Here is a 16,702-nt window from a genome sequence, read left to right as displayed (position 1 = left end):
TGTCGGGTATCCTTTTTGATTATTCAGTTAAACCATTGTTTTGAATGACTTCTTGATAGAAATAAAAGCTATCTTTTTTGATTCTTGCTAAATCTTTTAAGTCATGGTCTTCTCTATTTACATAGACAAATCCGTAACGTTTTTTGAAGCCTTGATGTGAGCTGAGGATATCAATCGCTGCCCAAGGACAGTAGCCAATCAATTCTACTCCGTCTGCGATGGCATCATTACAAGCAGCTATATGATCTTTAATGTAGTCAATTCTATAATCATCATGAATCTTTCCATCTTCTGTTAAAGTATCCGGTGTTCCTAGTCCGTTTTCTGTGATAATCAAAGGCAGTCTATAGCGGTCATAATAGTCGTTTAAAACTAATCTTAAACCCATTGGATCAATTTGAGCACCGTACTGACTTGATTCTAGATGAGGATTTTTCTCAATTTTAAAATAGCCATACAAGTCATAATCGATTTCATTGAGTTTAGTACCGTAAGGATTCTCTTCAGTTTCAGGTAAATAAGAAGCTACTAGCGTACGGTAATAATTTAAAGCAATCAAGTCTGGTTTGGCAGCTTTTAAAATTTCATCATCTTCAGGCTGTCTTATAGGTTCAATCCCTGCTTTTGCTAGATATTCTTTGTAGTAACCAGGATAATCTCCATAACAATACATATCTAGAGCATAATTTGTTTTGAAGTTATCATTCATTTTTGCGGCCCAAATATCCATTGGTTTGTTAGATGCTGGATACGTCACAGTGGAAGAAACTGCAGGTCCAATTTTACCGCCTTCTACCATCTCATGACAGGCATTTGTTGATAATGCATGCGCAACGAACATATGATAATCCATTTGAGCACGTACTCGTTCTGCATCCTCAGGAGCAACATCATACATATTCATTCTTTCGTTGACTCGAATCATCAAGTTTTGCTCATTATTGACTTGCCAGTTTTTTACTCGATCACCAAAGGCTTCAAAGCAAATCTTAGAGAATTTTTCAAAAGCATAAACACAGGCCCGATCTTCCCAGCCATTGTATTTCTCTACTAAAGCATACGGTAGATCAAAGTGGTAGAGTGTAATAAAAGGTAGGATGTTCTGTTCTAAAAGAAAATTGATCACATCATTGTAAAAATCAATCCCTTTTTGATTGATCTCTCCATCACCATCAGGTAAAATTCTGGCCCATGAGATTGAAAAACGGTATGTTTTAAGGCCTAGCTCTTTCATCAATAAAATATCTTCTTTGTAATGATGATAAAAATCACTTGCTACTTTAGTATCTGCTTGCTTATCTGATTTTTTGAATGAATTGAAATCCGCAACGGTCATTCCTTTGCCATCTTCATCCCATGCACCTTCTATTTGAAATGCTGAAGATGAGGCGCCCCACCAGAAATCTTTTTGAAAATGATTACGCATAACTTGTCCCCTTATCTTTAATCAATAAAATATCTTCCAGTATTGAAATATTGGTTTTCGATACACTTTGAATCTCTTTGTATTCATTTGTGTTTGCTACAACAACAGGAGTGATTGTGTCAAATCCTTTTGCTCTTATAGCATCCAAGTCAAATGAAAGCATCTTATCCCCTTTTTTCAATCTATCTCCTATTGTAACAAAACTCTCAAAAAATTGACCATTTAATTTCACTGTGTCTATTCCAATATGAATTAAGACTTCAAGTCCATTATCAAGCGTTAACCCAATTGCATGCAAAGTTGGCGCTAAAGCTGTAACCGTACAATCATCTGGCGCTACAACCTCACCAGTCTCAGGAAGAATCGCAAATCCTTTCCCCATCGCTCCAGAGGCAAAAACTTCATCATTAACTTTAGTCAGAGAAACCAGTGTACCTTTTATTGGCGCAGCTAGAATCTTATCTGCTTGTGAAGCCATTATGGTTGGACTATTTTCTACGTTTGTAGATATTTTGAAATGGTCTATTTCAGTAGCCACTTCTTCTGTATCATTGGGTATATCTTTGAATCCTATGAATATTGTCATAGCACACGCTCCAAAAAATGCTACAGATATACCGACAAGATAAGCTAGAAAGGCAGTTGTTCCTGCTTCTGCATAAACTGGAATCGTCAAAATCCCTTGATTAGCGAATGCATTCCCGTAAGAGCCACCCCATCCCATAATAGCTCCACCTAAAGCACCACTGATAACCGCATAAATCATCGGTGTTTTAAGTCTTAAATTAGTTCCATAAATAGCGGGTTCTGTGATTCCAAACAGTGCAGTCACACATGCAGACAGCGCAACTGTTTTAAGGGCTTTGTTTTTCGTTCTAAAAAATACGCCTAGTGCAGCTCCAGCTTGAGAAAAGTTCGCCGCACCTGCAAAGGCTAGTAAATTCTGACGTCCATTTTGAGCAACGTCCTGTATCCCTATTGGAATAATGGCTCTGTGTGCACCAAACACAACTAATACACACCACATGCCACCAATAAAAGCTCCAAGTAGAATCGAACTGAAATCCATAATATAGTAATATAACCAGTTAACTGCGTTCCCCATGTAAATTCCGATTGGACCAAAAAGTAATAATGTCGCCGGAATCATTACAAGTAGAGAAAGCGTGGGTACAACGATAATTTTAAGCACTTCCGGTATGATACGTTCAAAGAACCTTTGAACATAAGACAATATAAAGACAGCTATAATAATTGGGATAACAGAAGAAGCGTAATTCGCTTGCGTTACACCTACTCCAAAGAACGTTACAGATAGATCTCCTGTCATTAATTCAATTAAAGTTGGATACACTAATGTTCCACCAATAACCATAGCAATAAATTCATTTGCTTTAAAAACTTTCGCAGAAGTATAAGCTAAAATAAGTGGCATGAAATAAAAGATAGCATCCGAAGCCGCACTTAAAATGACATACGTATTAAATTCTTTGATATCAAGATTATAGAAACGCAAGGCAAACATAACCGCAATCGCAAGCAAGCCTTTAATCATTCCAGAAGCTGCAATTGCTGGTATGGTTGGTGTAAAAATCGCTGCGACAGTGTTTAGTACTTTATTTCCTAAAGACTCGTTTTTATCTATTGCAACATTACGATCCTTTTGATTATGATCAAGTAGCGGTTCTATCTGTTCATAGACTTTATCCACTTCATTTCCAATAACAACTTGCGTCTGTCCACCATTAAATACTACAGACAAAATTTCGTCCATATTATCTAAAGTTGTTTTATCTACTTTATTTTCATCTTTGAGTACAAATCTAAGTCTTGTAAAACAATGTGTCAATTCCTGAACATTTGATTCTCCACCAACATTTTCAAGAATTTTTTTTGCTACTTTATCATGGTTCATCTTTTTCCCTCGCTTAAATTATCCATCTGTTTCGTATGTTACTAAACTGAGGGATACTTATATAAAAATTAGTGTTATTTTAAATCAGAACTTAATCATAGACAATTCTAAAAAAAATTTCAATCAGTTTGACCGTAATTTTAAAAATTTTATGATAATTTGAACGATATAAGCTTTTTATCCATTAAAAAAGACAGTTTGCTATTAATAGCAAACTGCCCATAATTTAAATTTTATCCAAATTCTTCATATTCATTTGGATGCTGTCCTTCTACACGGCCAGGCTCTCCTTTATCCAATCCATCAATGGTGTCAATGTCTTCTTGTGATAACTCAAAATCGAATACATCAAGATTCGCTTTTTGATGCTTATATGAAGAGGATTTCACGATAGGCATAACCCCGTTTTTTAAATTCCATCTTAGAATCACTTGGGTAGCTGATTTATTGTATTTTTTAGCAATCTCAGCAATGGTTTTGTGCTCGATTACATCGTTGATTTCTCTGCCAAATGGACTCCAAACTTCAGTTAAAATACCAAGTTTTTTGTTTGTTTCAACTAGTTCATTATTATTAAAGTAAGGATGTCTTTCAATTTGGTTCGTAGCAGGTGTAACACCTGTTTTGTCGATAATTGTATTCAGGTGTTCTTCTAAGAAGTTTGAAACACCAATGGTTTTGATTAATCCAAATTTCTGTGCATCGACTAACGCTTGCCAAGCTTGATCATACTTACCTTGTTTTGGTAGCGGCCAGTGAATGAGATATTTATCAAAGTAATCAATCCCTAATCTATATAGAGATTCTTGAATCATTTTGATAGCTTTATCATAATCGTGTGCCATTCCAGGAAGTTTAGAACTAATAATCAATTCTTCTCTAGGAACAGAAGAACGCCGGATTGCTTCCCCAACCACTCCTTCGTTCATGTAGTTAGTTGAAGTATCAATGACACGATAACCCGCTTCAATAGCAGTCAAGATACTATTGACTCCAATCGCGCCTTGAATGTTTACGGTACCAAATCCAATTTTCGGTAAACTAGAGCCGTCGTTTAACTCGTATGTTTCGATTTTTTTCATCTTAGAACATCCTTTCAATACTTTTGACAAAATCATTGTAACGCAATTACTTTTACCGTTTCTAATGATATGCTTAAACTTCATAAATCGTATAAAGAATAGATATCATTTTGATAACGCTTTATCTTGTGCTAAGTTTATTGTGAAGGATAAAAAATATAGAAAGAGGGTTTTTATGACTATTCTAGATAAATTCAAATTAGATGATAAAGTCGCTATTATAACTGGTGGTGCGCAAGGTATAGGTAAAAGTATTACATTAGCACTCGCAGAAGCCGGTGCATCCGTAGCAATAGCAGACTTAAATCTTGATACTGCAGAAAAAACTGCGAACGAAATTAATGAAGCAACTGGACAAAAAGCAATCGCTATAGAAGTTGACGTAACTGACCCCGAAAAAGTCCATGATATGATTGAAGAAGTCGTTGACCGTTTAGGATCAATTGACATTGCAGTCAATAATGCCGGAGCAACCATAAATGGTGATAGCCAGGACATGTCATTTGAAGATTGGAATAAGATCATAAATCTAAACTTAACTGGTGTTTTCTTGTGTGCTCAAGCAGCAGGCAAAAAAATGATTCAACAAGGTGGAGGCTCCATTATCAATATTGGTTCAATGTCAGGACATATCGTTAACATTCCACAACCACAAGCCTCTTACAACGCATCTAAAGCTGGTGTAATTCATTTAACGAAGTCACTTGCAGTAGAATGGGCAGAAAAAAATGTACGAGTGAATTCTATCAGCCCCGGTTACATGGCAACTGCTTTAGTCAATGATGAAGATCTAAAACCATTAATTGGAGAATGGGAAGATCTTACCCCTATGAAACGAATTGGTGATCCAGAAGAATTGAAAGGTGTAGCCGTTTATTTGGCAAGTGAGGCAAGTACCTTTACCACTGGATCGGATATCATTGTAGATGGTGGATATACTTTAGTATAAGGATTTCAAAAATAAAAAAGCGACCTCATTGAGAACTGTTAATTAAAACAATTCTCAATGAGGTCGTTTGCATTTACTATCCTTCTTGCATCATGATTCTTTCGCTTATTTGATATTTACATTATTAACCGTCGCCTTTTTCAAATGATGGATACAAGGTCATACCGCCGTCAACATAAAGTGTCGTCCCTGTGACGTAACTAGATTCACTCGACGCTAACCAAGCAGCTGCGGCCGCTACTTCTTCAGGTTTGCCGATATAGTTCATCGGAATCATACTAATCGTTTTCTGTTTTGCTTCTTCATCTTCAAATTTCTCTGCGTTGATATCTGTGTTGATTGCACCTGGAGAAAGATTATTCACTCTAATACCTTTATGAGCATACTCTAAGGCAATAGTTTCCGTAAACATCTTTACGCCACCTTTACTTGCAGCATAGTGTGCAAAGGTTGGCCAAGGAATTTTATCATGTACAGAAGACATATTGATAATAGAACCTTTGATATTATTTTCTACAAAATAATTTAAAGCGGCTTTTGAACCTAGAAATACGCCATCGAGATTTACACTCATAACTTTAGACCAGTCATCAAAACTTAATTTATGTGTTGGTGATTGATTCTCCATACCGGCGTTATTGACCCATAGATCAAGTTTTCCGTAATGCTCGATAGCAGTATCTAGTAATATTTTAACGCCCTCTTCAGAACCAACATCAGCTTGAACTGCGACTGCTTTTCCCCCATGACTTTCAATGGCTTCAACAGACTTATTAGCCCCTTCTTCATCGCTATGGTAGTTAATCACAACAGCCATTTTCTCTTTACCAAATCGAATGGCTATTTCTTGACCAATACCTTTGGATCCTCCGGTAACGACTGCTACTTTCCCATCTAAATCTTTATACACAAACAGTTCCTCCTTAGACTAGTTATTAAACAACTACTTTCTTTTTAAATGTACCGTAGCTATACGTTTTTCTCAAAAGATTTACCTTGAATGATCAGAATATTCGAAAAGAAAAAGTCGATAGACTCATCTACCGACTTTTAGCTCTACATTTTTATTTTATTTACAAATTGTTCGGTGATCAATTGAGGACGGGTAATTGCACTACCAACAACTACAGCATGTACACCTAACTCCAAACATCTTTTAGCTTTCTCAGGTGTGTCAATATGTCCTTCAGCTATGACGGGTGTTTCAACAGATTTTAAAATGATTTTTAGTTTCTCAAAATCTTGATCTGCTATATTTAATCCTTTTGACTTTTCTGTATACCCCATCAATGTGGTTGAAAGAAGATCAAATCCAAGTTTTTCTGCCTCCAAGACTTCTTCCACAGTCGAACTGTCAGCCATCAAAAGAACGTTCGGATACTTTTCCCGAATATTCTTCACAAAGTCTTTGAGAGCCTGTCCATTTGGCCGCTTTTGATCGGTCGCATCAAGCGCGATAATCTCACAACCGACTTCCATAAGCTCATCAATTTCTTTCATCGTTGCCGTAATATATACAGAAGAGTCATCATAATCTCTTTTAACGATTCCAATTAATGGAAGTTTTGTTTGTTTCTTGATTTCCGCGATATCTTCTTTGGAATTGGCTCTAATGCCGATCGCACCACCTTGTTCTGATGCAATCGCCATTCTTCCCATGATGAAAGAACTGTGAAGCGGTTCATCTGGTAAAGCTTGGCAAGAGACAATAAGCCCGCCTTTAATAGTTTCAAGAATTGACATCTGTTTATCTCCTTTTGAGTCATTTTATGATTTTTTTGAAATGGTTACTGCTTTTTCTTTATCTAAAAGAAATGGTCTTAAATAAGGGAATGCATTCCCTAAGGGCAATATATCCTCCTGAAGCTCAATCCCTAACTGATTGATGATAAAATCTCTCCTACGAACCATTCTCTTCCACATTTCTGGATAGTTTGACTTGATTTGTTCTCGTAAAACTTTATCTGCAAGCACCACGCCTCCTTCAGCGCTTGTTCCAGAGTACCCTTCAACAGACGGAATAATATCTACCTGAAACAGCATACCGCTTTTAAGTGTAACCGTGGAATTTTTGTATATGGGAGAAGCCATCCATTCTTCGTCGGCAACATAATGTCCTGGATTTAAATGCCAACCGTATTGTTCTTTAGGAAGAACGCTTTCGATTAGTTCGTAAACCTCTTTTCCTGTCATACCGATACGGACTGTTTCAATCCATGTCGTAACAGCTTCGAAATAAGGATAGACAACTTTTTCTAGATATGATTCTTGTCCTTTAGGTAATTCCGTAGCGTCATGAACAGCATATGCGCTTCGACTTTGAAGTCCACCTTTGTATCCTACAGTTAAAGACATAGGGTCTCCTAATGCTATTTTCTTGTAACTTGGATATAAGCGAGCTTTTTCAAATCGATTACCAGTGGCAGCGATTGTGACAACGCTGTTCGGCTGTCCATTAGTATTTAAAACTTGTCCTAGTTCCATCTCAGTTTTTCCTAACTCAACGGCATCCAAAGCTTTAAGGATACTAGAAGATGCTAATGCAGCTCCAAATTCATAATGTGCAATTTCATTGGCATTGTTTGTTGTACGGACACCATCTTCTCCTATAAATAGGTCAGTTGCATTTAATAGCTTCTCTTTTCCCACTTGTTTAGAGATGGTCTCAACAATATAGTGAGGTAGATCATAGTTATTTTTAGCTTCTTCGCTTTGTCCAGTGAATAATTTCCAACCTACTAAACCAATCTGAGCATCAAGCTTGAATAATGACTTATCCAAAATTTCTGATAATGGTTTGTCTTCAAACCTAGGTTGATTAGGTAGTGAAAATTGGGGACAATGAACCACTTCTCCCTTTAGACGAGTATGTTTTTCCAACTTTAAATTTTCATTGCCTAGTACATAAATGACACGACCATCGTCATGAAGAATAAGAAGCGCTTCTTCAAAGCGTGTTAAAAAACCGGTTAAGTATTCAAAATTCGATCCATGCTCAAGATCTTCATAAATAACTAAAGTAGATAGTTTTACAGCTTTCATTTTCTCAATCACTTTTTCAAAGCGTTCGTTCATCGTTCGATCAGTCAAGATAACTGGCTTTAGATTCTCTTCTTTTTCAGGTGGTTTAATGGTACTTAAAGTAGCTTCTATTTTTCTCATTTAAAATCTCCTATTCTTTTGTAGCTTATATTATATTCTAACATATAGAGTAACCTAATCTGGAACTACAATTCTTATTGCAACACAAAAACAACAGTAATCTATGACTACTGTTGTTTTATCTTATCTAAAAATGACTTATTATATATTAATACCATAGTTCTATACTAACGGGATTCATACCAATAACCTTTTTTCCCTTTCTCTAATCTCATTAATGCTTCAAGATAGAAGTAATCTCCCCATATAACATAATCATCTGGTGAATTTCCTTCTCTGACACTATACGATCCATGTTCAAGGAGTCCTTGTGCATTAGAGTCGGTAGAATAGTCTTTTATCAGTGTCTGCATGGATTTTTCCATCGTTTCTTTAATTAGTTTGTAATCATTTGAATCTTCGTCTAACCATTCGAGTAATTCGTGAAATCCACAAGCAGCAATTGCTGAAGCGGAACTATCCGGTTTGATATGCTCATCAATTGGAGCATCGAAATCCCAATGAGCAACCAAATTGGAAGGTAAATGCTTAATGAAGTATCGAGCAGATCTTAAAGAGGTATCTAAATAAGCTGGATCATTCGTATATCTGTATGCTAAAGCAAATCCGTAAATTGACCAAGCTTGCCCACGAGTCCATGTTGAACCATCAGAATAACCTTGTTGAGTTGCACCTCTTTCAGGCTCGCCACTAGTTTGATTCATATAAAACGTGTGATAGGTCGAGTCATCTCCTCGAACCAGATATTTTCTTGTCGTTTCGACAAATGCTATAGCTGCATCTCGGTACTTATCGTCTTTAGTCTCCTCACTTGCCCAAAACAGTAATGGCATATTCATTAAACAATCAATTATAAATCGACCACCAATTTCAGGGTCTCTGAACGGGCCCCATGCTTGAAAAATTTTAAGGTCGCTTCTATATCTTTTCATCAATCGATCCGCAGCTTTTATAGTGAGTTCTTTAGCTTCTGCATCTTTTTCAATGATCCACTGCGCCCCTGTCGTAGGTGTATACAAAAAGCCGATATCATGAGTATCTAGATGTCTATCCGCTATCAATCTTTCCCCCATCTGACTCGTTGCTTTTTTAGCCGCTGTTAAAAACTCTTCTTTATTTGAATACTCATAAGCTTGCCACAATATGCCTACCCAAAAACCAGCAGTCCAGTCATTATTAGGATTAAGAGAATATATATCATCCGTACTCGTATGAGGATATAACTCTCCAAATCGTTCTATATTTTTTGAAACATTTCCTAGTGCCTTCTCAATTGCAGCTTCGTATAACTTCGTCATTTTAATACCCCTAATCTAAAAAGTTTAATTTAATTTCTTCTCCATTCATACGAATGGCTTGTTTCTCTTTATCAAATTCTATACTTGATTTCACTTGTTCTAAATCCGTGCTTTCGTCGGGGGACCCATAAAATCCGTGAATGAAAAGATGGTTACCTGGTTCGATTTCGTCTCTCACAAAAGGAATTACTGTATTTGGATGAATCAAATTGGTATTACCATTAGTCGATTCTGTATGGACCGAACATCGTTTTTGAAGATCCACTGCTCCGACTACACCATTTGGAGACTTTAATATAGTCATGAAGGACTCATTAAGCGTCTTTAATTCGCCTGGTTGTTTTCCTAAGGCAAAACCACCATCTGCTACTTTTAGAGCTTTATCAGTGATAATTTTATGAATCCTAACATGCCAAGGAGCTCCTGGAATCAAATAAGTCTCAACAGTCACATCTTTCCATGGCTTCCATTTTATATATGAATAATCATTTTCTGTATACTTATCAATCACTTTACGCTTAATTCGATAATCTTCGCCATCTTCACTTAGAGCAAGCATAGAATCATAAGCCCCTTCAAAAACTGAAAAGTTTGACCTTGGGATGCTAAAGCCGAAATGAGTAGAGTAAGCAAATTTTTCATATTTAGCTGCTGTATGATTATGAATATCATAGAATTTATAGCCATTTTGAAACAAGACTACATGTCCATGATCTCTGACGAAAACGTGTCCCGTCTGTTTATCTTTATATTTTGATTGAACTTCTGGAAAAGGAGCCTCCTCTGTTTTCCAAAACAAATGGTCTTCTGGCAATGCCAGAATCAGAAAACTTTTTAGAGCCCAGTAAGGAGATCCAGGAGCATTGTAGTCCTCACTCATATGAAGGTTAGGATAAACATAACCGACTGAAAGTGTACCATCACCATTAAAAATAGGTTGTTTGAACCAATATCTAAAGTTTCGAAGGATAATTCCTTTCATCCATCCAATATCATCTGGGTCCACATCCGCATATATGTATATGGAGTAGAAGGCTACCTGACAGAAGCGATAAGTCATACTTCTACCATACGGAATCCCTTGACCTTCTTCAGAGAACCAATATTTAAATTTCTCGGAAAACTTTTTTGCTCTCTCTTTGTAAAGTTTCGATCGTTTAGGATCTTCCTCTTCCATAAAGGTGGCATAGAGTAAGCTGTAAAAATGGATACCGAAGGAAACATAATAATCGATATGTGCATCCACTCCATCTTGATACCATCCCTCGCTTATATAATAATCCTCTACTCGGTTGAGATTTCTCTCAATAACTTCCTTGTCGTACGCTTCCCCAACGTTTCTTAAGCCAAGATTTACTATTACTGCAAAAAACAACCAATTGCAATCATGAGCATCTACAGAATTCACTTGTCTCATATACTGAACAAGATTCAACTTTTCTTTTGAAGATAAAGGCTGCCAGAATACTTCTGGTTTTAACAAAAGCATATACCCTAGCGCAGACATTTCTACAATCAGTTGATCATATTGCTGTATCGTACCCCAATAATTAGGATGATCTGGATTTGTACCGTTGATGATTCCCTTTAAAATCTTTTTGGTTAACGGATGACTTTCACCGCCTGTTTCTAAAGGTACGATTCCCCATAACAATCTCAGTAGTGATTCAACACTAGCAGTCTTTCCTCCATATGCCACTCCAGTAGCGCTTAGCTTTAGCCCAGAAGCCTCATTTTCAAAATAATTGTCCAAAGGACTTAATAACTTATTTAATGACATTGTTGTATCTTTTTTATCTTTAAACAATTCTAGCTCTTTGTAGTTAATCATTTGTCTTCTCCTTATTTGAAAAATACAACTCGATTTCTATCATCTCTTCAGTTTTTCCTAAATTGAAAGACATTTCTAATAATAATGCACGTTTAGTTTGACCAAAGTGATCTTTATAAATGAGTGGTTCTGTTTTAAAAGTACTCTTTTTATTCAAAATGACTACATGAAATTGGATTTGATCTTTTTTAAAGATGATTTCATAGTCATTCAATTTATAAATTTCTAATTCCGATAGTATAAATCTCTGCTTTATCACATTATTAGTTGTACTGAATTTAAAATGATCTTTTAATCTCATAGAATAGTCTTCAGGATTTAGCTTTATTTCTCTTTGAAAACAAAGCAAGCGTTCATCATTGTAAGCATGGGTTAAATCATAAATTACCTTAAGTTTGTATTGATCAATTTCTTTTACAATACTATTAAACTCTATCCCGCCTTCTTGTAAATGTCCATTAATGATAGGTACTGAATGCCCTAATGAAGAAGCTTGTAGTGTTTTATAGCGTTTGTCATTAAAGTAATTTTTCGTATATTCAGGAGCCCCTAAATCTATACAAAAAGGTTTATTATTATAAAATATCATAAAATGACCTAAATCATTGTGATTATGGGGTTCGCCATTATTCCCTCCTTTTGTAACTATTTGAATCGTTTCATCTTTGTAAACGAGCATTTGAGCATCTTTTAACCATTCAAAACTTTCAACAGTATCTATCTTTGATGTATTGATCTCAGACCATTCTAGTGTTCTAACCATAGGCGCCCATCTTCCACAATGATCAATTAAACTCTCAACTTCTATGGTTTTATTCGGAAGCTTGATATCATTAGGAAATAAACGCTTGTAGTAACTGGCTATATCATGTGCTGGTTCTAATTCCGTAGGAGAATCTGAAACATTAATAACTGTCCGATCAAACAGATACATTTTGTGCTGAAACATCGCTATATTCTTCAATTTATTCTGATCTAGTGTTTCGTAATATTCACTCTTTGCCAATTTATTTAAGCAGTCAATATAATATGTAAAATATCTGAACCCATACTGCCAGTAACTTAGCCCTTCAAGACATGCCCCGTCATCACCATATCCTTTTAAAAATATATCCATCGACGTATTTACTCTAGTTAAGATTTTTTCTAAAAAGGGATGATCTTTTTCTAAAAAGTAGAGTGCAGCAATTCCGATTGAACCTGTACAAACAGCTGACCAATTGTTATCAAACTCTTCAAAGTTCCATTTTTCTTTAAGAAAAGGATTCAAGACTTTTTCCGCTACAGAATGGCGAATCAGTGATATTAGATTCTCGGGTAGTGAATCTTTTAATAAATCACTTAATTCCATCAGCGTAAAAGCAGTTTCACAAGCAAATAAATCTAGTGTATATCTCTTGTACTCAGAATCAAACTCTCTTTCTTTATCTACATGGGCTGGCAAACACCAAGTAAACTCATTACAGATTGAGATAATAAGTTTCTCTAACTTACTTTTATTAGAATAATTTCTAGGTTGATCTATGACGAGTAGCCCTAAATAAACTAATTGTTTTCTTCTCTCAAAGTACCCCTTCTCATAGATCGAACGATTTCCGTTTTCCCAGAATAAATTAAACTCTTTCCAAGAGGGTTCTTTTGGAAAAGATTCATAGACATTATTTTCGAAATATTTAATTACTTTATCATAATCTTTGTGGTTCTTTAACTTTTGAACGTCTAGCATTTTATTCACTCTCCAGTAAAAGAAAATTCAAATTTTAAAACTTAGTCTATTTGTGTTTATTCGAAATTGAGACAGTTTTTACCATAGACACTAATTTGAGTTAATGCTGGAAATGGAGAAGGCAGGGCTGGATCTTTGAGTAGACATTTTAATACAACCCACTTTGTCTTGACAGAATCTATATTGAAAAGCTGAATTTCATTCGTTTTTGTGAGCGAGAGTTCTTTTTCAGTCCCATCAGAAAATACGAGAACTCCTTGAGTCCAATAATTGTCATGAGGAAAATCTGCGCGTAGAGTGAGTTCAACTTCATTGACAAAAACTGTTCTTCCAAAATCGATCTTCAATTCAGCATCATCTTGCTGATTGACTCCCCAGGATTGATAGGGAAATGAACCATGACTATTATTAGCATACACTCCATCGATAGCATTCATTGCAAAGAACGTAGCATCATTTCTAGTCTCGACATTAGCACTCGCATGAGGATATGCTCCTGCAAAGTGATTTAAGTCATGTGTATTCATTGATAGATTTTGATATTGATTCACTTCGTATTCTTTGGCAATCCTGATAAAACTATACGTCCGTTTTACGTTAAAAACGGACTCATGTGTAGCTTCCCTCCAATTTTTACCAAGTCGTAGGTCATAGCGCCATTTCTTATCAGGAATATAGACTAAAGATGGTGCCAGTGAAGGATCTAACTGAACAACTAAATACTGATGACGCTCAGAAATTTCAATTTCAAAGTAATCTCCTTCGTTAAAGTTGATTTGCTGAGATGAAAGGTAAACAAAATCTACAGCTGTTTCAGTTAACAAAAAATTTTTTTCTTCGTAATCATTTTTTCCAAATTTTATCGTACCATTCTGATTATAAATCGTACATTTGATTTCCATATAACTGTCCTCTCTCAACCAAAACTAAAATTACTATAGACCCATATATAAATAGGATATTCGAAAAACTCACTCTACAACAATTATTCATCATCGATCTTATTCAAATTGAATGGTTCAAAATCTTCTTTTACTGGTTCTTTTTTTTGGTTGGACTTTTCATTTTCTATGACAACTTCTTCATCTATAAATCCCTTCTTTACTTCGTCTGGAACATCACCAGCTGGTATGTCCACTCTTTGTGGATGTGCGTTTGAAAACCCTTGAGAAGAATGGTTAGGGTTATTTGGTCCATTTTGCATTTTTTTCTCCTTTCAATTGTGCCTGATATTTAACCATTTCAGTAGCAGCCAGTAAACTAGCCCCTACCCCAAAATCTTGAGTATTTCCATATTCAGCTGCTTTTCCAGCCTCTCCACCAACAGGTTGAACGTATCCGATCTTTCCTGAATCATGCATTGCAACTTTAGAAAGGTAATTCCAGCTACTACTTATAGAATTCTCTGTACTTGATTTAACAAGAATTCCTTCATTAACACCTACTAACAATCCATATAGGAAAAACGCTGTTCCACTTGTCTCGTACCCTTCAGGATTTTGATCATTTGTACTGTAACTATGTGCTAGCATAGATTGTGTCCAGAACCCATTACCCCTTTGATCAAATTTTTGAGAATGAACAATTGAATGAGCCATATCTTTATAAATTTGCATGTAAAAATCGTAGTGTTGCCAACTAGAAGAGAGTTCCTTAAGTAATCTAGCTAGTGAAGCAAAAACCCATCCGTTCGCTCTAGCCCAAAAATTTTTCACTTCACTTAATTTTCCTGGTAATGGCTTAGAAGGGTAAACATAACTAGCATCCCTAAAAAATAAATGACTGTATTGATTAGGATCACTGAATCTGGATCTTACAGACTTCTTACCACCATATGGGCCACCGAAATAAGCAGTAGATTTATAATGAGACTCAGAAATAGGTATTCCTTTTTCCCCATCGTACATTAACTCCACTGAGTAGATGAAGTATTGATGCAGTTTTTCTAAATAACTTTCATCACCAGTGATATTATATAATTTCACCATAACTGGCATTCCCATATATAAACCGTCAGCCCACCACCAGAAACTATCATCATCCTTACTAATTTGATAATCGATAATTCTCTTAGCGTACTCAATATATTCAGGATGCTCTTTATTTCCCATATTATAAATCTCCAGATAAACTTGAAAACAGGCATGCCAATCGGCGAAAAGTACGGCTTTGCTCTCTTCTTCACCATATCCCCATGTCCATGAATCAGAATGACCTTCATACGGGTGACTTTTCCATTTGTTTACTTCACACCACTTTTGCGTAAATTCTAAATATTCTTTGTTACCTGTAAGTTTATACGTTTCTATATTTCCGATATGATATGCTGACCTTTCCCAAAACGCTCTATCCTGATCTTCTTCAATTGAAGAAATCCAAAATCCATTTACTTTATTAATAAATTCTGTAGCTAACATGATGCTCATACGCCCTCCTAGTTATGATTCAGGATATTGATTAAATACCTTTAAAGTGATGAAAGAATTAATTAAACTTGAAACAGAAAACCCTATAAAGAAAAAATAAAATGAAATTAAGCTTGCCCAAAATATATTTAACGTTCCTAAAGAAATGACTGTCAAAACCATTAATAGCATTACAGAACTTTCTTTTGGATTTGACAATGATAATTGAAATACTACTTTTAAACTTTTTATAAAGCTATTCTCATATCTGGCCGAATATGGAAAGATGTACAATGAAACAAATAAACAAATGATGGTTGCCAATATTAGTCCTGTGCTAACTAAAATAAACGATATAGTAGGAAGAATAAATAACAACCTAGAAGAAAAATACAAAGTAATCAAAACTGAACCAAGAAAAAGCTGAATAAAAATCCCTCTTGTCAAATTATTTTTAAAATGAGTAAAATATGATTTTATTGGTGAGCTCATTTTTCCTTCAATCATTTCTATTGAAACATTTGATAGACTAGTCAGTCCAACTCCTATAGTAATGATTGGCATAGAGGTCAAAAGAAATAACATATTTAGTAAAAAGAAATCCATCAAAAAATTCGTATATCGATATAATTTACTATTTATATCAGTAAAAGCTTTCATCAATATCCTCCTAACCTTTAATAGATCCAATCATGATACCTTTAACAAAATATTTTTGTAAAAATGGATAAATACAGAGTATGGGTATGGTTGAAATACAAATAGCCGCGTATTTAATTGTTTCTGCATACTGATTGACTAAGTCAGCACTTCCTGCTCCTTGATTCAAAGTTTGATTGTTCGCTAATAATACGCCGCGCAAGATATTTTGAATTGGAAGCAAATTATTGTCTTGTATGAAGATAGCT

The 16,702-nt window shown here is 35.4% G+C and carries 14 protein-coding genes and 1 pseudogene; 1 reads left to right on the top strand and 14 read right to left on the bottom strand.

Annotation, left to right across the window (positions count from 1 at the left end; all coding sequences use genetic code 11):
- Positions 1-19 precede the first annotated feature (19 nt).
- The 3 genes from ACFP65_RS10025 to ACFP65_RS10015 all read right to left on the bottom strand — a co-directional run bounded on the left by ACFP65_RS10025 (position 20) and on the right by ACFP65_RS10015 (position 4,423).
- Positions 20-1,426: a glycoside hydrolase family 1 protein gene (locus ACFP65_RS10025; RefSeq protein WP_379918217.1), complete on the bottom strand. Its 1,407-nt coding sequence runs from the start codon at positions 1,424-1,426 to the stop codon at positions 20-22.
- A complete protein-coding gene (locus ACFP65_RS10020; RefSeq protein ID WP_379918215.1) occupies positions 1,419-3,341 on the bottom strand; it encodes a beta-glucoside-specific PTS transporter subunit IIABC in 1,923 nt (640 codons plus the stop codon). Before ACFP65_RS10020 ends, ACFP65_RS10025 begins: the two co-directional genes overlap by 8 nt.
- Before the next feature lie 233 nt (positions 3,342-3,574).
- Positions 3,575-4,423 carry an aldo/keto reductase gene (locus ACFP65_RS10015; RefSeq protein WP_379918213.1) on the bottom strand — a complete coding sequence of 283 codons (849 nt, stop codon included), beginning with the start codon at positions 4,421-4,423 and terminating at the stop codon, positions 3,575-3,577.
- A 175-nt stretch (positions 4,424-4,598) separates the two neighbouring features.
- Here ACFP65_RS10015 and ACFP65_RS10010 point away from each other — a divergent pair, with 175 nt between their 5' ends.
- On the top strand, positions 4,599-5,372 hold the full coding sequence (locus ACFP65_RS10010; RefSeq protein WP_379918211.1) for an SDR family oxidoreductase: 774 nt from the start codon (positions 4,599-4,601) through the stop codon (positions 5,370-5,372).
- Positions 5,373-5,496: 124 nt separating this feature from the next.
- Here the strand turns inward: ACFP65_RS10010 and ACFP65_RS10005 are convergent, their stop codons facing one another.
- The 11 genes and pseudogenes from ACFP65_RS10005 to ACFP65_RS09955 form a co-directional block, all read right to left on the bottom strand.
- A complete protein-coding gene (locus ACFP65_RS10005; protein ID WP_379918209.1) occupies positions 5,497-6,282 on the bottom strand; it encodes a glucose-1-dehydrogenase in 786 nt (261 codons plus the stop codon).
- A gap of 146 nt (positions 6,283-6,428) precedes the next feature.
- Positions 6,429-7,115, bottom strand: a complete 687-nt coding sequence (locus ACFP65_RS10000; RefSeq protein WP_379918207.1) for an N-acetylmannosamine-6-phosphate 2-epimerase — start codon at positions 7,113-7,115, stop codon at positions 6,429-6,431.
- A gap of 24 nt (positions 7,116-7,139) precedes the next feature.
- Positions 7,140-8,534 (bottom strand): M24 family metallopeptidase, encoded by a 1,395-nt coding sequence (locus tag ACFP65_RS09995; protein ID WP_379918205.1) that lies wholly within the window; start codon positions 8,532-8,534, stop codon positions 7,140-7,142.
- 167 nt (positions 8,535-8,701) lie between these two features.
- The gene (locus ACFP65_RS09990; protein WP_379918203.1) at positions 8,702-9,832 is read right to left on the bottom strand and encodes a glycoside hydrolase family 88 protein; all 1,131 of its coding nucleotides are present in this window, start codon (positions 9,830-9,832) and stop codon (positions 8,702-8,704) included.
- Between the two features lie 10 nt (positions 9,833-9,842).
- Entirely contained in the window at positions 9,843-11,663 is a 1,821-nt protein-coding gene (locus ACFP65_RS09985; protein ID WP_379918201.1) for a DUF2264 domain-containing protein, read from the bottom strand.
- Positions 11,656-13,389 (bottom strand): heparinase II/III domain-containing protein, encoded by a 1,734-nt coding sequence (locus ACFP65_RS09980; RefSeq protein ID WP_379918199.1) that lies wholly within the window; start codon positions 13,387-13,389, stop codon positions 11,656-11,658. The genes ACFP65_RS09985 and ACFP65_RS09980 overlap by 8 nt, the downstream gene beginning before the upstream one ends.
- Before the next feature lie 56 nt (positions 13,390-13,445).
- Positions 13,446-14,291, bottom strand: coding sequence for a hypothetical protein (locus ACFP65_RS09975; RefSeq protein WP_379918197.1), 846 nt, complete (start codon positions 14,289-14,291; stop codon positions 13,446-13,448).
- 83 nt (positions 14,292-14,374) lie between these two features.
- Entirely contained in the window at positions 14,375-14,593 is a 219-nt protein-coding gene (locus tag ACFP65_RS09970) for a hypothetical protein (RefSeq protein ID WP_379918195.1), read from the bottom strand.
- Entirely contained in the window at positions 14,574-15,815 is a 1,242-nt protein-coding gene (locus ACFP65_RS09965) for a glycoside hydrolase family 88 protein (protein ID WP_379918193.1), read from the bottom strand. The genes ACFP65_RS09970 and ACFP65_RS09965 overlap by 20 nt, the downstream gene beginning before the upstream one ends.
- Positions 15,816-15,827: 12 nt before the next feature.
- A complete protein-coding gene (locus tag ACFP65_RS09960; protein ID WP_379918191.1) occupies positions 15,828-16,454 on the bottom strand; it encodes a DUF624 domain-containing protein in 627 nt (208 codons plus the stop codon).
- A gap of 10 nt (positions 16,455-16,464) precedes the next feature.
- Positions 16,465-16,702: pseudogene (locus ACFP65_RS09955) on the bottom strand (carbohydrate ABC transporter permease); the annotation flags it as partial.

It is taken from the genome of Marinilactibacillus sp. GCM10026970, from assembly GCF_042660675.1.
Lineage (GTDB): Bacteria > Bacillota > Bacilli > Lactobacillales > Carnobacteriaceae_A > Marinilactibacillus.
The sequence above is the reverse complement of the archived record's forward strand: the minus strand, read 5'-3'. Positions and strand labels throughout refer to the sequence as shown.